Raw genomic sequence first — 18666 nt, 5'->3', positions numbered from 1 at the left:
TTAACGTTTTTTCTTAGGATCTCGTGGTGGGCGCCCGACCGTTGCCTGATACACCTTAAAGCGGCCATTCTGTGCCAGTACTTCATGGCTGCCAAATGCAGCATCCAGCAGCGCAGGATAAGGCAAGAAGGCGTTCGCCACGATACGTAATTTACCGCCGACATGCAGGTGCGCGGTCGCCCCTCGGATCAACATCTCCGCCGCTGTCAGGCTGGTTTGAATTCCATCATGGAACGGCGGATTTGAAATAATCATCTCGAAACGGCCTTTAATGTCAGAGTAGACATTGCTGGCAATCACTTGCGCTTCAATATTATTCGCCGCCAATGTTGCTCGGCTAGATTCAATGGCTGCCGCACTGACATCACTCAATGTCCATTTGATTTTCGGCGATTGCTGCGCCAGAACTGATGCTAGCACCCCGGCACCACAGCCAACATCTAACACGCTGCCTTTAAACGGCTCGCTGAAAGTGGACAGCAGCAGGTGACTACCAGAATCAAGCGAATCACGGCTGAATACGCCCGGCAAGGTTTTTACTGTTACATCACCGATCTGATAGCTTTCCCACCAAGCATCGGCATCAAATTCGGGCTGCTTATCCAAACGGCCATGATAGAGACCACAGCGGCGAGCACTGTCAATTTTGGTCAGTTGCGCAAACTCAGACAGCATTTCTTCTGCACTGCGCACACCACTACGGTTCTCACCCACCACAAAGATATCGCTACCCACCGGCAATAAAGAGAGCAGATTAGCCAGTTGGAACTGGGCTTCTTGCTTGCTTTTTGGCCAGTAATAAACCAGCGTATCGCAGGTTGCGGCCGTTTCCGCTGTTGCCAAAAGACCGAATTGAACATTCTCTTCCAGCGTATTGCTCAGTAATTGCCAGTGGTGATATTGATTGGTGTGAACCCGTACCCCGGCGGCATCAAATTGCGCTGGCAGCGCATCCTGCAGGTCACCGGCAAATAACACGTGGCGGGCTATAAATTCATCACTATGGCGCAGTATCACTTCACTGGCTGGGGTTAATGCTGACATCAGTCTTTGGCTCCTCAATAATATAATCGGGGATTATAGAGGTTTGTTGGCGCATGTTCGATGGGTTTGCTAGCATAGCGCCGAAATAGGGGTCGCTTTGATAGGAAAGGGCATGGCATCAAGACGAGACTTGCTGTTACAACAGCTTGGCATTACGCAGTGGACATTGCGCCGCCCGGCCGTTTTGCAGGGGGAAATCGCCATCCGCTTGCCTGAAGATACCCGTCTGTTGATTGTGGCAGACCCGCTTCCTGAATCAGATGACCCGCTGTTGTGCGACGTATTGCGTAGCTTAGGGCTGACTCCGCATCAGGCTTATGCGCTGACGCCTGATCAGGTTGCGATGTTACCCGAAGAAACACAGTGCAACAGTTGGCGATTGGGCATCAGTGAACCTCTTGCCGTTGCAGGCGCACAATTACACAGTCCGGCACTGGCCGGGCTTTATCAAGACGCAAGCGCGAAGCGCGCACTTTGGCAGCAGATTTGTCATCATGAAGCAGATTTCTATCCTGACGCCAGCCGATCTGGCCACAGCGTATCAAATTGAACAAGCCAGCCACGCTTTTCCGTGGACGGAAAAAACCTTGGCGAGCAATCAGGGTGAGCGCTACCTCAATTTTAAACTGAGTGTTGATCAGCAAATGGTCGGCTTTGCCATTACCCAAATGGTATTGGATGAAGCAACGCTGTTTAATATTGCCATTGATCCGCAGCATCAGCGCCAAGGTTATGGCCGTTTGCTGCTTGAGCATGTGATTGCACAGTTGGAAACGCGTAATATCTTCACTCTTTGGCTTGAAGTTCGGGCCTCAAATGCAGGCGCGATAGCCTTGTATGAAAGCCTCGGGTTTAACGAGGTTTCCGTGCGCCGCAACTATTATCCAAGTGCGAATGGGCGTGAAGATGCCATTATGATGGCGTTGCCTATGGGGTAGTGCCGTTTTACGGATAATAAATTGTCTATCCCGGTTAAATCAGGGAAAATACCGCGCTATAACACTGATTCTCGCTTTCCTGAATCGCGCATGGCACCAGATGTCATGCCAGAGCAGGGGGCCTAAAAGTAGAAACTTCAAACTATGTCTCCAAGTGAATATGCACAGGAAGTCGCGAAAAGACGTACTTTCGCGATCATTTCTCACCCCGATGCCGGTAAAACCACCATTACCGAAAAAGTGTTGCTGTTCGGACACGCCATTCAGACCGCTGGTACGGTAAAAGGCCGTGGCTCTAGCCATCATGCCAAATCTGACTGGATGGAAATGGAAAAACAACGTGGTATCTCCATCACTACGTCCGTGATGCAGTTCCCGTATGGTGGCTGTCTGGTTAACTTGCTGGATACCCCGGGGCATGAAGACTTCTCCGAAGATACCTATCGTACTCTAACGGCGGTTGACTGTTGTCTGATGGTGATTGATGCAGCGAAAGGGGTAGAAGATCGAACCCGTAAGCTGATGGAAGTCACCCGTTTGCGTGATACTCCGATCCTGACCTTCATGAACAAATTGGACCGCGATATTCGTGATCCTATGGAAGTCCTGGATGAAGTGGAGCGCGAGCTAAAAATTGCGTGTTCACCGATAACCTGGCCGATTGGCTGCGGTAAGTTGTTTAAAGGGGTTTACCACCTTTATAAAGATGAAACTTACCTGTATCAGACCGGTAAAGGCCACACCATCCAAGAAGTTCGCATTGTTAAAGGACTGAATAACCCAGACTTGGATATTGCTGTGGGTGAGGATTTGGCGAAGCAGTTCCGCCAAGAGCTTGAACTGGTACAGGGCGCGTCGCATGAATTTGACCATGAAGCATTCCTGTCCGGTGACTTAACCCCAGTCTTCTTTGGTACTGCACTGGGCAACTTTGGTGTTGACCATATGTTGGATGGCTTGGTTGAGTGGGCTCCTGCGCCAATGCCACGTAAAACAGACACGCGCGAAGTGGTTGCAGCTGAAGAGAAATTTACCGGTTTTGTCTTTAAGATTCAGGCTAATATGGATCCAAAACACCGTGACCGCGTTGCTTTCTTGCGTGTGGTTTCTGGCCGTTTTGAAAAAGGGATGAAACTGCGTCAGGTACGTATTAAGAAAGATGTGGTTATCTCAGATGCTTTGACCTTTATGGCGGGCGACCGTTCGCATCTTGAAGAAGCTTATGCGGGCGACATTATCGGCCTGCATAACCACGGTACTATTCAGATTGGTGATACCTTCACTCAAGGTGAAGATATGAAGTTCACTGGTATTCCGAACTTTGCCCCTGAATTGTTCCGTCGCATCCGTTTGCGTGATCCGTTGAAACAGAAACAGTTACTGAAAGGATTGGTTCAGTTGTCAGAAGAGGGAGCGGTGCAAGTCTTCCGTCCATTGACCAACAACGATCTGATCGTCGGGGCAGTCGGTGTTCTGCAGTTTGAAGTCGTTTCTTCACGACTGAAAAGTGAATACAACGTGGAAGCGGTGTATGAATCCGTTAACGTTTCGACAGCCCGTTGGGTTGAATGTGACGACGTGAAGAAATTCGAAGAGTTTAAACGTAAGAATGAAGTTAATCTGGCATTAGATGGCGGTGATAATTTGAGCTATATCGCCCCTACGATGGTTAATTTGAATATTACGCAAGAGCGTTACCCGGAAGTTCGTTTCCGTAAAACTCGCGAACATTAATCAAGCTGCAAGCCGCATTCTATCGGGGTACTCAGTGCCCCGATTCATTAATATATCTCACTATTTTTCCTCTAAGATAACTCCGACTTAGTAATAAAATTCCTGCTTTAGTCCTATTCCGACTGTCTTTCTCCTGAGATGCTCTATCTTTATAGATACCAGCAGGATTGACTTGCATCAATTTTAGGTCAGTTAACCTGCAGTAATCGTAAAGTATTCATCAAGTACCCACCGATATAAGGTGGCGTAAGAATCAGTAAATTGGGCGTTATATCCAATTTGGGGTTCAAAACAAAAAAGGAAGAAATCGATGACAAACACAAAATTTGCCCGTTCAGTGATGGCTATTGTTTTAGGTACTGCGTTGATGAGTAGTGGCGCATTTGCTGAAGAAACGATGCTAAATAAAGCCTCCAACGCTGTGGACAGTACCGGTGCTAAACTCGATAGTTCCATGAAGAAAGTTGATAATTACATGGGGGATAGTGCAGCAACGGCAAAAGTAAAAAGTGCCTTGCTGGAAGAAAAATCCCTTAAAAGCACAGATATCTCTGTCGAAACCAACCATGGCGTTGTCACGCTCAGTGGTTTCGTTACCTCTCAGGCCGAAGCTGAAACCGCCGTTGAAATCGCCGGTAATGTTGAAGGTGTTAAATCGGTCAGCGATAAGCTCCATGTAAAAGATCAAAAAACGCAATCAGTCAGCGAATATGCTGGTGATGCTGCAACAACCAGCTCAATCAAAGCCAAACTACTGGCCGATGACATCGTCCCTTCACGTAAAGTGAAAGTAGAAACAACGGATGGTGTCGTGCAGTTATCTGGTGATGTTGAAAATAAAGCACAATCCGAGCGTGCAGAGAGCATTGCTAAAGCGGTTGATGGCGTGAAAAGCGTTAAAAACGACCTCAGCATCAAGCCTTAATTATTATCAGGCGGTTAGGTATTTCGTGGCTCCGTCATATTATCCACGAAATACCTTTAATCAGTCCGTCAGCTAAATAACCCATCCAATAAACCCAATAAAACGACTTCTGTTAAATACGCTACTGTTAAATAGACAGAGGTCATTAAAGAATGGTTCTTGAACGAGAGTTTACGAAGTCATTTTTCAAATGGTAAGGAGAAGCTTATGTTTCGCTGGGGCATTATATTTCTGGTCATTGCGTTAATCGCTGCGGCATTAGGTTTTGGTGGGCTAGCCGGTACGGCAGCTTGGGCCGCAAAAGTTGTTTTTGTCGTGGGTATTATCCTATTTCTCATCAGTTTGTTTACAGGACGTAAGCGCCTTTAGTAAAGCGTAATGGTTACAGCAAAGGTAAGAAGGGGTATCCTCGACACCTGTTGTAATGGAATTAAGGATGGATGGTGGGATACAGAATACCTATCACGCTCGGCAATATTGAGCCACTCGCCTATAAACCATACCAACCCGGTAAAATGGCGTTGGTCTGCGAGGGGGGCGGGCAGCGAGGAATTTTTACAGCCGGTGTGCTGGATGAATTCCAACGTGCCCGCTTTAACCCTTTTGATCTGATGATCGGAACCTCCGCAGGGGCACAAAACCTTTCTGCTTTTATCTGCGGTCAACCCGGTTACGCTCGCCGTGTGATTACTCGTTACACCACCACCGCCGACTTCTTCAATCCATTGCGTTTTGTGCGTGGTGGGCACTTAATTGACCTTGATTGGTTGGTAGATATCACCTCTCAGCAGTTACCTCTGGCAATCGACAGCGCCGAACAACATCTCCAGAATGGTCGTGAGTTTCTCATGTGTGCTTGCCGCAGTGAGGATTTCGAACCCACCTATATTTCTCCAACTCGGGAAAGCTGGTTACCGGCAATTAAAGCCTCCAGTGCTATTCCGGGGTTGTATCGCCAAGGCGTTGAGCTAGACGGCGTAAGTTATCAGGATGGCGGAATCAGTGATGCTATTCCTGTCGAAGAGGCTTATCGGCGTGGGGCGGATACCATTGTGGTCATTCGAACCGTACCTTCGCAGGCTTATTATACACCGCAATGGATGAAGCGGATGGAGCACTGGTTGAGTGAAAGTAGCTTGCAACAACTGGTGCGCATTATGCAGCAGCATGAGCAGAGCTATCATCGTATCCAGCAATTCATTGAGAAACCGCCAGGTGATTTGCGTATTTTTGAGATTTTCCCTCCGAAACCACTGGCGAGTAGCGCACTGGGTAGTCGGGTTGCAGCCCTAAACCGGGATTACCATTTAGGTCGTCGCTGTGGCCGCTATTTCTTGGCAACGGTTGGACACTGGTTACTGCCACAAGATCAGATGGACTCCGCTGAAATCAAAGAGAACAAGCCTTCGATCTCCCTTTCTCGCCGTATGATCCAGCCACAAGATATTAACCAGACAGATGAGATGGCCGAGTTGATCGACACTGATGAGTCCACTTTTGATATCAATCAGTCGCCAGATATCATCACATCGGTTGATACTGCAAACGCCACAGGAAATCATCTTTCTGCTCAAATGACGGTGGCAGACAGTGGGCTGATTATTCCCACCACGACACGCAATAAAAAGAAACCGCTACCCGCGGAGATCATTTTACCTGCGGGTGTGGCGAAAACTAAAGGTGATACAGCCTAATGGCGCAAACTGGCGAGCCGATGCCGTATTTTGTCGATACGCATTGTCACTTTGATTTCCCCCCCTTTAGCGGTAGAGAGGTTGCCAGTTTAGCCAGTGCTGCACAGGCGAATGTGCAGCAAGTCATTGTGCCCGCGGTCAGCGCAGCTTACTTTTCTCGTATTGTTGATTTGGCTGCGAACTACCCGCCGCTCTTCGCCGCGCTCGGTATGCATCCACTCTATATTGCCCAACATCAGGAAGCTGATTTAGCGCTGCTGGCATCATTGCTGGAGAATAAAACGGAAAAATTGGTGGCGGTGGGGGAGATTGGCCTAGATCTCTACATGGATGAGCCGCAGTTGCCATGTCAATTAGCGTTATTACGCGCTCAGTTGACGCTAGCCAAACAGCATGATTTGCCGGTGATATTGCACTCGCGCCGCTCGCATGATCAGCTCGCTTCCGCCTTGCGTAAAGCTGACTTGCCACGCACGGGCGTAGTACACGGTTTTGCCGGGAGCTTAGCGCAGGCGCAGGCATTTATTCGTATGGGCTATTACATTGGCGTGGGCGGTACCATCACTTATGAACGAGCGCAGAAAACACGAAATGTCATGGCAACATTACCGCTGTCAGCATTGTTGTTAGAGACCGATGCCCCGGATATGCCCCTTGCGGGTTTTCAGGGGCAGCCTAACCGGCCAGAGCGGGCGGCAAATGTATTTGCCGTATTATGTGAATTACGCTCAGAAACACCACAAGAGATTGCTGCCCATCTATTGGAGAATAGTCAGCGTTTATTCCAGTTGCCGCCGGTCGAGAAATGCGTTCTGTAGACTGAGCGAACACATGCAAATCACACTAATAGTTAGTCTGCTTGCACCTACCTCACCTTTATAATGTGATGTTAATCACATTAACTGTCTAACAGTTGCTTCCAGTTGTGTTTATTTGTGACAGAGATTGTTTGATAGCGAGATCATGCCAGTATAATCCCATCCACACACATTATTTAAATATAAATCATTAACAGGATTATCGACATGCTCATGAGTTTAGTCGGAATGGCAGTACTGATATTAATAGCCGTGCTTCTTTCAAGCAATTTTAGGGCGATTAATATCCGCACTGTAGTTGGGGCATTTATTATCCAGGTTGGTATTGGTGCGCTGGTGTTATATGTGCCAATCGGTCGTCGTATCCTTGGCGGGATGTCTCAAGGGGTAGCGAACGTTATTGCATATGGTAATGACGGTATTTCATTTATGTTTGGCGGGCTAGTTTCCGACAAAATGTTTGAAGTTTTTGGCGGCGGTGGTTTTGTATTTGCCCTGCGCGTATTACCCGTTATTGTTTTCTTCTCTTCACTAATCGCCGTTTTATATTATCTCGGCATTATGCAGCTTGTGATTAAGGTATTAGGTGGCGGGCTGCAAAAACTTTTGGGCACATCGCGTACCGAATCTCTTTCTGCGACGGCGAACATTTTTGTCGGCCAGACCGAAGCCCCATTGGTTGTACGCCCTTACATCTCTACCATGACGCAATCTGAATTGTTCGCTGTAATGTGTGGTGGTTTAGCCTCGGTTGCGGGTTCAGTATTGGCCGGTTATGCGCAAATGGGGGTGCCATTAGAATATCTGATCGCCGCTTCCTTTATGGCCGCCCCCGGTGGGTTATTGTTCGCGAAATTAATGGTGCCAGAAACTGAAAAAACGCACGATAAAGTCGATGCTATTACGCTGATTGATAAAGACGATCGCCCTGCTAACGTTATTGATGCCGCGGCATCTGGTGCGGCTTCCGGTATGCAACTGGCACTGAATGTCGGGGCAATGTTATTAGCCTTTATTGCATTGATTGCATTGCTCAATGGGATTTTGGGCGGGATTGGCGGCTGGTTCGACTATCCGCAGCTGTCAATGGAATTAATTCTCGGCTGGGTATTCTCGCCAATTGCTTATCTGATCGGCATTCCGTGGGATGAAGCGATGGTGGCTGGCTCCTTTATCGGCCAGAAGATCATTGTGAATGAATTTGTGGCGTTTATGAACTTTGGCCAATATCTCCAGGCCGAAGAGTTAGTGAAAGCCGCAGGTTTGCAGGTGCTTTCTGAGCATTCAAAAGCCATTATTTCTTTTGCTCTCTGTGGTTTTGCCAACTTGTCATCTGTCGCTATCTTGTTGGGTGGGTTAGGCAGTATGGCACCTAATCGCCGCCATGATATTGCACGCTTTGGTCTGAAAGCCGTAGCCGCAGGGACGTTGTCGAACTTAATGAGCGCGACTATTGCCGGTTTCTTCTTGGCTCTCTGATTAAGTTTGGTGACTTGATACTGTTCGGTCATCAGTAGGGCGAATGGACCGCGCTCATCACCGTCATATACTGTATGTATGTGACGGTTTTGTGTGTTTTCCGCGCCCAAACTTTCGGTATTACTCTCATTTATTCGTATTGTGGTTCATATCAATAATCAGGTGGATTCCTGCCCATAAGCTATTCTTGATGCGAGTGGGCATTTACTGTCTTTAAGGCATAAATCAGGTTATTTTGTGACTTTAATCACATATAATACTGTTGCGTTACAAGTTGCTATCAATTTATGTGAATTTGAACACATCTCATGACCGTGTAACGTGTTCAAATAGAGCTATAAGTTAGTGCGGTGAGATGGATCTCAATTGCTCCCCAAGGGTTATCTCCGTGGGGCTATCTTCAAGGAACCAAGTCCGCTCGCCAACGTATTGAGCAAGATAGTTTTTTTCATCATCAAAGAGGTCTAAATGATCTCTTTGTCCGCTCATAAATACATACTCAGTCTTGGTAATGTGCCGGGACTGAAATAGTGTTGGAGAGTTTTATGACCGATTTAACCGCCTGTGCGAGTCTAAAAGATTATGCTAAACGCGCACTGAGTTTGATGGATTTAACCACCCTGAATGACGACGATACCGACGACAAAGTTATTGCTTTGTGTCATCAGGCAAAAAGCCCTGCTGGCAATACGGCAGCAGTCTGTATTTATCCTCGCTTTATTCCTATTGCTCGTAAAACATTACGTGAGCAGGGAACACCTGAGGTCCGTATAGCCACGGTGACCAACTTCCCTCATGGCAATGATGATATTGACATTGCGCTGGCTGAAACCCGCGCCGCAATTGCCTATGGTGCAGATGAAGTGGACGTGGTTTTCCCTTACCGTGCCTTAATGGCGGGTAACGATAAAGTGGGCTTCGAATTAGTCAAACAGTGCAAAGATGCCTGTGCTGACGCGAACGTGTTGTTGAAAGTGATTATTGAGACTGGCGAGTTAAAACAAGAACATTTAATTCGTCAGGCTTCTGAGATTGCTATCAAAGCAGGGGCTGATTTTATTAAAACCTCCACCGGTAAAGTTCCCGTCAATGCCACGTTGGAAAGTGCCGACATCATGATGCGTACCATTCGTGACTTGGGTGTCGGGGAAACCGTCGGCTTCAAGCCCGCCGGTGGCGTACGTACCGCTGAAGACGCTGCACAATTCTTGCAACTGGCCGATAAATTGATGGGTGACGGTTGGGCTGATGCTCGCCACTTCCGCTTTGGCGCATCTAGCCTGTTGGGCAGTTTGTTGACAACTCTGGGTCATCAGAGTGAGAGCAACACCAGCGGTTACTAGCGGTTATCGCAGACTTTGAACTGAGCAGATGCATTGTGGGCTATTTTGCCCACAGTGTGGCTTTTTCCATATTTATGCCCCGGCCTCGAGTGTGAGGGGCGTATGTCAAGCAGGGGGATGCCTTGTTTCTGGCACAAGAAATTATCCGTAAAAAACGCGATGGTCAGCCACTGAGCGAAGAAGAAATTCGTTTCTTTATCAATGGTGTTCGCGACAACGTCGTTTCCGAAGGTCAAATAGCTGCTTTGGCGATGACCATCTATTTCCATGATATGAGCATGCCAGAACGTGTGGCACTCACCATGGCAATGCGTGACTCTGGCACCGTGCTGAACTGGAAGAGTCTGAACCTCAATGGCCCAATGGTGGACAAACACTCCACTGGCGGTGTCGGTGATGTCACGTCTCTCATGCTTGGCCCGATGGTTGCTGCCTGCGGTGGCTATGTCCCGATGATCTCTGGCCGTGGTTTAGGTCACACTGGCGGGACATTGGATAAATTGGAAGCGATTCCTGGGTTTGATATTTTCCCCGATGACAGCACATTTCGTAAGATAATTCAGGATGTTGGTGTTGCCATTATTGGCCAAACCAGCTCATTGGCTCCGGCAGATAAGCGCTTTTATGCCACCCGTGATATCACCGCAACAGTGGACTCCATCCCACTGATTACCGCCTCTATTTTGGCCAAGAAACTGGCTGAAGGTTTGGATGCGTTGGTGATGGATGTCAAAGTCGGTAGTGGTGCTTTTATGCCGACTTATCAGCTATCTGAAGATCTGGCGCAGGCTATCGTTAGTGTCGCGAATGGTGCAGGGTGTAAAACTACGGCGCTGCTGACCGACATGAACCAAGTGCTGGCATCCAGTGCCGGTAATGCGGTAGAGGTGCGCGAAGCCGTGCGCTTCCTGACGGGCGAATATCGTAACCCGCGGCTGCTTGAAGTGACGATGGCCCTGTGTGTGGAAATGCTGCTGTCGGGTGGATTGGCACAGGACGATGCCGATGCCAGAGCCAAGCTGCAAACGGTATTGGACAACGGCAAAGCGGCGGAAGTTTTTGGCCGCATGGTGGCGGCACAAAAAGGCCCGAGTGATTTTGTCGAACGTTATGACCATTACTTACCCGCAGCCATGTTGAGCAAGCCAGTATTTGCCGAACGCCCGGGGATTATCACTGCGATGGATACGCGTGCACTTGGTATGGCTGTCGTTTCCCTTGGGGGAGGCCGTCGCCTTGCATCAGACCCTATCGATTACAGTGTGGGTCTGACCGATATGGCCCGTTTGGGGAGCTGTGTTGACGGTCAGCAACCACTCACTGTAATTCATGCCAATAATGAAGATGATTGGCAACTGGCGGCAGATGCGGTACGAGCAGCTATTACTTTGGGTGATAAAGTGCCGGAAGAAACCCCCGTGGTTTATCGCCGTATCACTGAATAAACGCCATATTTTATGGGACGCCGCTACGCGTGCGAACCGATGCAGGAGAGAATGATGAAACGTACATTTATTATGGTATTAGACTCATTTGGTATTGGCGCTAGCGCCGATGCTAAGAAATTTGGCGACGAAGGGGCTGATACGTTGGGCCATATCGCCGAGGCCTGCGCCCGTGGTGAAGCCGATATTGGTCGTAGCGGCCCATTGAAATTGCCTAACCTGTGCCGTTTAGGTCTGGGTAAAGCTGCCGAAGAATCGACCGGTAAATTCCCGGTAGGTCTGGATAAGAATGCAGATATCATTGGTGCTTATGGTTATGCCAGTGAGTTATCTTCTGGTAAAGACACGCCATCAGGCCACTGGGAAATTGCTGGCGTACCGGTCTTGTTCGACTGGGGTTATTTCAGTGATGTGGAAAACAGCTTCCCACCAGAGTTACTGGATAAACTGGTCAAACGCGCCAATTTGCCGGGTTATTTGGGCAACTGTCACTCTTCAGGCACCGTGATCCTTGATCAACTGGGTGAAGAGCACATGAAAACCGGAAAACCGATTTTCTATACCTCTGCCGACTCGGTGTTCCAGATTGCCTGCCACGAAGAAACATTCGGTTTGGATCGCTTGTATGAGTTGTGTGAGATTGCTCGCGAAGAACTGACCGAGGGCGGTTACAATATTGGTCGTGTGATTGCGCGCCCGTTCATTGGTGATAAACCGGGCAACTTCCAACGTACTGGCAACCGCCACGATCTGGCTGTTGAACCGCCAGCACCGACTATGTTGAAAAAACTGGTGGATGAGAAGGGCGGCGAAGTGGTGTCTATCGGCAAAATCGCCGACATCTATGCGCATGTTGGGATCACGCATAAAGTGAAAGCCACAGGTCTGGATGCCTTGTTTGATGCCACTATCGAAGAGATGAAGAAAGCCGGTGACAACACTATCGTGTTCACTAACTTTGTTGATTTTGACTCTTCTTACGGTCACCGCCGTGATGTTGCAGGCTATGCCGCGGCTTTGGAATTGTTCGACCGCCGTCTACCAGAGTTAATGGCGCTGGTGAAAGAAGATGACATCCTGATCCTGACGGCAGACCATGGTTGTGACCCAACTTGGCCGGGCACTGACCATACTCGTGAGCATATTCCGGTCTTGGTTTACGGTCCGAAAGTTAAGCCGGGTTCACTGGGGCACCGTGAAACCTTTGCCGATATTGGGCAGACGGTTGCCAAGTATTTTGATTTGTCACCCATGGATTACGGAAAAAGTATGCTGTAGGGCCAAGTTGGGCGTGTCATTTTGGGCGTGGGAAGTGCTAAAAATCCTCGCGTACTGCGTGTACGCACCGGTTTTTGCGCGCTGGCCGCACCCAAACTGCCTATGCTCATCTAGGTCTTCTAGTTAATAGAATTCTACTGAATTGGGATTGTGGGAAAACACTAACATTTCAGTGATATAAATTTTAATTCTCTGATTTTTAAGGAAAGTGATTATGGCAACGCCACATATTAATGCTGAAATGGGTGATTTCGCTGACGTTGTTTTGATGCCAGGGGATCCACTGCGCGCAAAGTTTATCGCAGAAACCTTCCTGAAAGATGTGCGCGAAGTGAACAATGTGCGCGGCATGTTGGGCTTCACCGGCACCTATAAAGGGCGTCCAATCTCTGTGATGGGCCACGGCATGGGGATCCCGTCCTGCTCCATTTATGCGAAAGAGTTGATCACTGATTTCGGTGTAAAGAAAATTATTCGTGTGGGTTCCTGTGGCGCGGTGCGTGCTGACGTTAAACTGCGCGATGTAGTCATCGGCATGGGCGCGTGTACGGACTCCAAAGTCAACCGCCTGCGTTTTAAAGACCACGATTACGCGGCAATTGCTGATTTTGAAATGACCCGTAACGCGGTTGATGCAGCTAAAGCGAAAGGGATTGATGTCCGTGTGGGTAACATCTTCTCCGCTGACCTGTTCTATACGCCAGATCCACAAATGTTTGATGTTATGGAAAAATACGGCATTTTAGGTGTAGAAATGGAAGCAGCAGGTATTTATGGTGTAGCTGCTGAGTTCGGTGCTAAAGCCCTGACTATCTGTACCGTATCTGATCATATCCGTACCGGTGAGCAAACCACCGCAGCCGAGCGCCAGACCACGTTTAACGACATGATTGAGATAGCATTAGAATCTGTGTTACTGGGCGACCAAGCGTAATTTCGTTAACCTAACAGAATCGAACTACAGTATTTCGGTTCTGTTAGGCGTTATTTTAATCTTCACTAATCTATTCATCTGTCCTTTTGATTTTCACCTCCTTCCTTTACATATCATATTATTAGCGATATAAATCTATTCACAGTTCTATTCATTTTTCTATTCATGGAGCTATTCAAATGCCTTCCTTGGAAATGTTATTACGACAAGGCCCCGCTACGGCAAGCTCCTTGGCACAGGCTTTGGCCATTAGCCAGCCGACCGTATCTCGTCTAATCAATGGGTTAAAAAGTCGAGTGCTAAAGATCGGGAAAGGAAAATCGACCCGTTATGCTTTACTTCGGCTGGTTACAGGCATTAGTGAATTCCCACTCTACAGAATTGACCGCTTCGGGAATGCCAGCCATTTTGCCAATTTATACCCGATCTATCCGGCAGAAATGTGTTGTGTCCATCAATTGGATGACAATACATGGCAACAATTTGACAGCCTCCCTTGGTATCTGGCAGATATGCGGCCACAGGGGTTTCTTGGCCGAATTTGGGGCAAGTCTGTCGCTGAACATTTGCAGCTTAATAAGGATATTCGTGGGTGGAATGAAGATAATATCCTGCTCGCGCTATCTTGCATGGCGGATGACAGTAACGGCAATATTTTGCTCGGGCAAGAAAGTTATCAGCATTGGCTCGTTAAGCCCGATGCTGTTCCCATTCCACCATCAGACAAGCTGCAACGTTATAATGAATTGTCTCTAATGGCGCTTGCGGGGGAAATGGTGGGTTCCTCAGCTGGTGGGGAGCAACCTAAATTTACTTGTTATGCCGGATATGAGGAAAAGCCTCCGTCATATGTTATCGTCAAATTTACTGCTGCGCAGGATAACCCTAACGCGCAGCGTTGGGCGGATTTACTTATTGCCGAGTCTTTGGCGTTAAATACCTTAAGAAATGCAGGATATTGCGCCGCTGTCAGTCACATATTGCAATATCAGGATAGACAAACTTTTCTGGAAGTTGAGCGTTTTGACCGTTTTGGTCAGCGTGGCCGTATTGGCATGGTGTCTTTGGAGGCAGTAAATGCCGAGTTTATCGGCATACCTGTAGCCAGTTGGCCGAAAGTATGTCGAGAATTGGCCGAGATAGGTTTACTGAGTATGGTTGACCTTGAGCAAGTCAGACTGTTTTGGGCTTTCGGGGTGTTAATTGCGAATACTGATATGCACCATGGAAATCTATCTTTCCTGCATCCGGAAAATCGTCCCTTATCACTTGCGCCTATCTATGACATGTTACCTATGGCTTTTGCTCCATCAGGCACGGGGAATATGCGACAAATGGTGCCGGATATCACGTTATCGGCTGATGTGGGTCGTGAACATTGGCAGCAGGCAAAGCAACTGGCCGAACAATTTTGGGGTACTGTTAGTACCCATCCTAATATCAGTGTGAACTTTAAAGTTATAGCCAGTCAGATGCAGGAGAAGATAGCGTCATTGTCACCTATCATTGAGCGCATGGCGTAATTCCCTGTTCCTGACACCATCCCACTATTTATCATCCGGTTTTTTGTCTGCTTCTGGCGTAGCTGTGGGTGTCTCTGATGCGCCATCGTCATTATCATCTTCTTTGACGGGGGTATTGGCGGTCAGCAGATAAGGTGATTGCTGCCAACGGCTGCGGCGACCTTGTAATAGGGTTCGGGCCAGAATAATGCCCACGGCCAGCGCGACCAATATCATCAGCCGCAACAAATTGGTGGTATTATCCACTTGCTTGGATTCAGTGGCTAGCACGTGAGTGTCCAGTGTCATGCGCAAAAATCCACTTGGCCCGCTTTTACCGGGGATCAGTTCGACAATCTGGTGATTGAAATAACTGCCGGGGCGTTTGCCATCTAAAGCCAGCCGGTCGCGTACTTTTACGTTTTCTCCAGCAGCGGCGACCAGAGTCCCGTCAATCTGATATACGCTGGCATCTAATATGCGGCTTGATTGCGTCAATTGCTGGAGAATGGCATCAACTTTTTGGCTATCAATATCATCATCGCTAGTATCCATAATGGGCGACAGGCTGAAAGTGACTTGTCTTGCCAGTGTCTTCGCCAACTCTTCAACTTGTTCCGAACGGGCCAGTTGATGACTGAGGCTGAAATAGGATGCACCTTGCATAAGCAAAACCAGCAATGCCAAGCAAATCAGCACAATAGCAGTACGGTGCAATCGAAATTTTAATTTAGCCTTGGCCATTCAGGTTCCTTGCCGTATTTGATGACTTTATGTTGCCAGAAGTTATTACGATAGGATAGTTTGATGCACTATTTCTACCCTGCATATTTCACATTGCTGCGGTGTTGGCTTTCTTCACTCACACCCGTTACAGAGTGAAGTAAGCTCTTGGGGATTTTCTCTGTTGCCGCCTTGGTGCAACGCAAAATCTACTGGGTACATGTTGTCGATTTTCGTTTTCTACAGGAGTAGTTCATGTCTAATAGTCTGACCTATTGCGATCTCCCCGCAGAGATCTATCAATGGCCGGGTTTACCACTTTCACTCAGTGGTGATGAAGTCATGCCGCTGGATTATCGTGCTGGTCATACAGGTTGGCTGTTGTACGGCAGAAAACTGGATAAAAAGCGCATTACCCACTTCCAACGTCAACTCGGTGCCGCCATGGTGATTGTTTCCGCTTGGTGTGTTGAAGATTACCAAGTGATTCGCTTGGCGGGCAGTTTGACCCCAAGAATTAAAACGCTGGCCGATGAAAATGGGCTAGATGTAGCCCCGCTTGGCACTATTCCGCATCTGCGCACTCCGGGCCTGTTAGTGATGGATATGGACTCCACCGCCATCCAAATTGAATGTATCGATGAGATTGCCAAGTTGGCGGGAGTGGGTGAGGAAGTGGCAGCAGTCACTGAACGTGCGATGCAGGGTGAGCTGGATTTCTCAGCCAGCTTGCGTCAACGAGTTGCGACCCTGAAGGGGGCCGATGCCAATATTCTTAAGCAAGTGCGTGACGAATTACCCTTGATGCCGGGGTTGACCAGCCTAGTACGTAAACTTCAGGCGCTGGATTGGCATGTCGCAATAGCCTCCGGCGGATTCACCTATTACGCTGAATACCTGCGCGACAAATTGCGGTTGGTAGATGTTGCGGCCAATGAGCTTGAAATCAAAGACGGCAAACTGACAGGCAAGGTGCTCGGGCCGATTGTCGATGCACAATATAAAGCCGACACGCTGCTCAAACTGGCAGAGAAGCTGAATATCCCTGTCGCGCAAACCGTGGCTATCGGTGATGGTGCTAACGACCTGAAAATGATGCAAGCCGCCGGTCTTGGTCTGGCCTTCCACGCCAAGCCGAAAGTGTACGCTAAATCCAAAGTGGCGATTCGCCATGGTGATTTGCTGAGTGTGCTGTGTATCTTGACCGGGAGTCTTAAGCACGAAGAACGATAATCCCCCGCGCCCTTGGCACTACAGCGGTGTTAGCGGCACTCACTTACCCGAATCACTGACTTGTGTCAGCTCATCGGGATGCGTTTGTTTGCAGCCTTGCTGTAGTACCAATGGCTTTGGGGATAGCACTAAGTAAAAAAATAGATTGTTAGGCCGTCATATTGAGGTGAAACGTGGCTAAAGCACCAAAACGGGCATTCGTCTGCAATGAATGCGGGGCTGATTATCCGCGCTGGCAAGGGCAATGCAGCGCCTGCAATGCTTGGAATACCATTACTGAAATTCGGCTCGCCGCTGCGGCGACGTCCTCATCCCGTCATGAGCGTTTTGGTGGTTACGCGGGGGATGCCGGAGTTAGCCGGGTACAAAAACTATCCGATATCAGTCTGGAAGAATTGCCGCGGTTCTCTACCGGCTTTCTTGAGTTTGACCGAGTGCTGGGCGGCGGTGTTGTCCCGGGCAGTGCTATCCTGATTGGTGGCAATCCGGGGGCAGGGAAGAGTACCTTGCTGCTGCAAACCCTCTGCAAACTCTCCGAAAGCATGAAAACGCTGTATGTCACTGGCGAAGAGTCACTACAACAGGTTGCTATGCGGGCGCATCGTCTGGGGTTACCCACTGCTGGCCTGAATATGCTGTCGGAAACCAGTATTGAACAGATTTGCCTGATTGCCGAGCAAGAACAGCCACGATTGATGGTTATCGACTCAATCCAAGTCATGCATATGGCGGATATCCAATCGTCGCCGGGCAGTGTGGCGCAAGTGCGTGAAACCGCCGCTTATCTCACCCGTTTTGCGAAAACCCGTGGTGTTGCCATTGTGATGGTTGGGCACGTGACCAAAGATGGCTCGCTGGCGGGGCCGAAAGTCTTGGAGCACTGCATCGACTGTTCAGTGATGCTTGATGGTGACGGTGACTCACGTTTTCGCACGCTGCGCAGCCACAAAAACCGCTTTGGTGCTGTCAATGAACTGGGTGTCTTTGCCATGACTGAGCAAGGTCTACGCGAGGTCAGTAACCCATCAGCCATTTTCCTCAGCCGTGGCGATGAAGTCACAGCAGGCAGTTCGGTGATGGTGGTATGGGAAGGGACGCGCCCATTGCTGGTTGAGATTCAGGCACTGGTGGACCACTCGATGATGTCAAATCCGCGCCGAGTCGCAGTCGGGTTGGAACAAAACCGATTAGCTATTTTACTGGCCGTTTTGCATCGACATGGCGGTTTGCAGATGTCTGACCAAGACGTGTTCGTCAATGTGGTCGGTGGCGTAAAAGTGACAGAAACCAGTGCCGATCTGGCTTTGCTGATGTCGCTAGTTTCAAGCTTACGTGACCGTCCGCTGCCGCAAGATTTAGTGGTCTTTGGGGAAGTGGGGCTGGCGGGTGAAATTCGCCCAGTGCCGAGTGGCCAGGAGCGTATTTCAGAGGCGGCCAAGCACGGGTTTAAGCGCGCTATCGTGCCGTATGCCAATATGCCAAAGAAACCGCTACCGAATATGCAAGTTTTCGGCGTGAAGAAGCTGGCCGATGCACTGGCAGTGTTGGAAGATTTGTAACGCCATAGCGCACATTT

17 protein-coding genes are annotated in these 18666 nt (G+C 48.9%); 15 read left to right on the top strand and 2 right to left on the bottom strand.

Going from position 1 to position 18666, the window contains the following annotated elements; all coding sequences use genetic code 11:
• Entirely contained in the window at positions 1-1044 is a 1044-nt protein-coding gene (gene rsmC, locus HUZ92_RS06530; protein WP_050100041.1) for a 16S rRNA (guanine(1207)-N(2))-methyltransferase RsmC, read from the bottom strand.
• A 112-nt stretch (positions 1045-1156) separates the two neighbouring features.
• Between rsmC and HUZ92_RS06525 the strand changes: the two genes are divergently transcribed.
• The 13 genes from HUZ92_RS06525 (at position 1157) to yjjJ (ending at position 15155) form a co-directional block, all read left to right on the top strand.
• The gene (locus HUZ92_RS06525) at positions 1157-1594 is read left to right on the top strand and encodes a DNA polymerase III subunit psi (RefSeq protein WP_050100043.1); all 438 of its coding nucleotides are present in this window, start codon (positions 1157-1159) and stop codon (positions 1592-1594) included.
• Positions 1539-1982 (top strand): ribosomal protein S18-alanine N-acetyltransferase, encoded by a 444-nt coding sequence (gene rimI, locus HUZ92_RS06520; RefSeq protein ID WP_050100046.1) that lies wholly within the window; start codon positions 1539-1541, stop codon positions 1980-1982. The genes HUZ92_RS06525 and rimI overlap by 56 nt, the downstream gene beginning before the upstream one ends.
• Positions 1983-2126: 144 nt before the next feature.
• On the top strand, positions 2127-3716 hold the full coding sequence (gene prfC, locus HUZ92_RS06515) for a peptide chain release factor 3 (protein ID WP_050100047.1): 1590 nt from the start codon (positions 2127-2129) through the stop codon (positions 3714-3716).
• A gap of 310 nt (positions 3717-4026) precedes the next feature.
• Positions 4027-4641, top strand: a complete 615-nt coding sequence (gene osmY, locus HUZ92_RS06510; RefSeq protein ID WP_050100049.1) for a molecular chaperone OsmY — start codon at positions 4027-4029, stop codon at positions 4639-4641.
• Between the two features lie 207 nt (positions 4642-4848).
• Complete coding sequence (locus tag HUZ92_RS06505; protein ID WP_004389381.1) at positions 4849-5010, top strand: DUF1328 domain-containing protein; 162 nt, start codon at positions 4849-4851, stop codon at positions 5008-5010.
• Positions 5011-5081: 71 nt separating this feature from the next.
• Complete coding sequence (locus HUZ92_RS06500; RefSeq protein ID WP_050100051.1) at positions 5082-6335, top strand: patatin-like phospholipase family protein; 1254 nt, start codon at positions 5082-5084, stop codon at positions 6333-6335.
• A 20-nt stretch (positions 6336-6355) separates the two neighbouring features.
• The gene (locus tag HUZ92_RS06495; protein WP_072086656.1) at positions 6356-7153 is read left to right on the top strand and encodes a TatD family hydrolase; all 798 of its coding nucleotides are present in this window, start codon (positions 6356-6358) and stop codon (positions 7151-7153) included.
• A 207-nt stretch (positions 7154-7360) separates the two neighbouring features.
• Positions 7361-8632: a NupC/NupG family nucleoside CNT transporter gene (locus tag HUZ92_RS06490; protein WP_072086645.1), complete on the top strand. Its 1272-nt coding sequence runs from the start codon at positions 7361-7363 to the stop codon at positions 8630-8632.
• Between the two features lie 545 nt (positions 8633-9177).
• The gene (deoC, locus tag HUZ92_RS06485) at positions 9178-9975 is read left to right on the top strand and encodes a deoxyribose-phosphate aldolase (RefSeq protein WP_050100058.1); all 798 of its coding nucleotides are present in this window, start codon (positions 9178-9180) and stop codon (positions 9973-9975) included.
• A 122-nt stretch (positions 9976-10097) separates the two neighbouring features.
• Entirely contained in the window at positions 10098-11420 is a 1323-nt protein-coding gene (gene deoA / locus HUZ92_RS06480) for a thymidine phosphorylase (RefSeq protein WP_145579640.1), read from the top strand.
• 54 nt (positions 11421-11474) lie between these two features.
• Complete coding sequence (gene deoB, locus HUZ92_RS06475) at positions 11475-12698, top strand: phosphopentomutase (RefSeq protein WP_050100062.1); 1224 nt, start codon at positions 11475-11477, stop codon at positions 12696-12698.
• Positions 12699-12912: 214 nt separating this feature from the next.
• Positions 12913-13632, top strand: coding sequence for a purine-nucleoside phosphorylase (gene deoD, locus HUZ92_RS06470; protein ID WP_050100064.1), 720 nt, complete (start codon positions 12913-12915; stop codon positions 13630-13632).
• Between the two features lie 179 nt (positions 13633-13811).
• Positions 13812-15155: a type II toxin-antitoxin system HipA family toxin YjjJ gene (gene yjjJ / locus HUZ92_RS06465; protein WP_145579641.1), complete on the top strand. Its 1344-nt coding sequence runs from the start codon at positions 13812-13814 to the stop codon at positions 15153-15155.
• Positions 15156-15179: 24 nt separating this feature from the next.
• Here yjjJ and HUZ92_RS06460 read toward each other — a convergent pair whose 3' ends face one another.
• Entirely contained in the window at positions 15180-15878 is a 699-nt protein-coding gene (locus HUZ92_RS06460) for a YtjB family periplasmic protein (RefSeq protein WP_050296348.1), read from the bottom strand.
• A 234-nt stretch (positions 15879-16112) separates the two neighbouring features.
• Between HUZ92_RS06460 and serB the strand changes: the two genes are divergently transcribed.
• Both serB and radA read left to right on the top strand, forming a co-directional pair.
• The gene (gene serB, locus HUZ92_RS06455; protein ID WP_050140889.1) at positions 16113-17090 is read left to right on the top strand and encodes a phosphoserine phosphatase; all 978 of its coding nucleotides are present in this window, start codon (positions 16113-16115) and stop codon (positions 17088-17090) included.
• 173 nt (positions 17091-17263) lie between these two features.
• Complete coding sequence (gene radA, locus HUZ92_RS06450) at positions 17264-18649, top strand: DNA repair protein RadA (protein ID WP_050100073.1); 1386 nt, start codon at positions 17264-17266, stop codon at positions 18647-18649.
• Positions 18650-18666 lie beyond the last annotated feature (17 nt).

It is taken from the genome of Yersinia vastinensis (assembly GCF_902726565.1).
GTDB lineage: Bacteria > Pseudomonadota > Gammaproteobacteria > Enterobacterales > Enterobacteriaceae > Yersinia > Yersinia vastinensis.
This window is presented reverse-complemented; position numbering and strand designations above follow the sequence as displayed.

Excerpts from the sequence above, each read along its gene's own strand:
- rsmC (WP_050100041.1), bottom strand. The coding sequence starts at position 1,044 with ATGTCAGCATTAACCCCAGCCAGTGAAGTGATACTGCGCCATAGTGAT.
- HUZ92_RS06525 (WP_050100043.1), top strand. The coding sequence starts at position 1,157 with ATGGCATCAAGACGAGACTTGCTGTTACAACAGCTTGGCATTACGCAG.
- rimI (WP_050100046.1), top strand. The coding sequence starts at position 1,539 with ATGAAGCAGATTTCTATCCTGACGCCAGCCGATCTGGCCACAGCGTAT.
- prfC (WP_050100047.1), top strand. The coding sequence starts at position 2,127 with ATGTCTCCAAGTGAATATGCACAGGAAGTCGCGAAAAGACGTACTTTC.
- osmY (WP_050100049.1), top strand. The coding sequence starts at position 4,027 with ATGACAAACACAAAATTTGCCCGTTCAGTGATGGCTATTGTTTTAGGT.
- HUZ92_RS06505 (WP_004389381.1), top strand. The coding sequence starts at position 4,849 with ATGTTTCGCTGGGGCATTATATTTCTGGTCATTGCGTTAATCGCTGCG.
- HUZ92_RS06500 (WP_050100051.1), top strand. The coding sequence starts at position 5,082 with ATGGTGGGATACAGAATACCTATCACGCTCGGCAATATTGAGCCACTC.
- HUZ92_RS06495 (WP_072086656.1), top strand. The coding sequence starts at position 6,356 with ATGCCGTATTTTGTCGATACGCATTGTCACTTTGATTTCCCCCCCTTT.
- HUZ92_RS06490 (WP_072086645.1), top strand. The coding sequence starts at position 7,361 with ATGCTCATGAGTTTAGTCGGAATGGCAGTACTGATATTAATAGCCGTG.
- deoC (WP_050100058.1), top strand. The coding sequence starts at position 9,178 with ATGACCGATTTAACCGCCTGTGCGAGTCTAAAAGATTATGCTAAACGC.
- deoB (WP_050100062.1), top strand. The coding sequence starts at position 11,475 with ATGAAACGTACATTTATTATGGTATTAGACTCATTTGGTATTGGCGCT.
- deoD (WP_050100064.1), top strand. The coding sequence starts at position 12,913 with ATGGCAACGCCACATATTAATGCTGAAATGGGTGATTTCGCTGACGTT.
- yjjJ (WP_145579641.1), top strand. The coding sequence starts at position 13,812 with ATGCCTTCCTTGGAAATGTTATTACGACAAGGCCCCGCTACGGCAAGC.
- HUZ92_RS06460 (WP_050296348.1), bottom strand. The coding sequence starts at position 15,878 with ATGGCCAAGGCTAAATTAAAATTTCGATTGCACCGTACTGCTATTGTG.
- serB (WP_050140889.1), top strand. The coding sequence starts at position 16,113 with ATGTCTAATAGTCTGACCTATTGCGATCTCCCCGCAGAGATCTATCAA.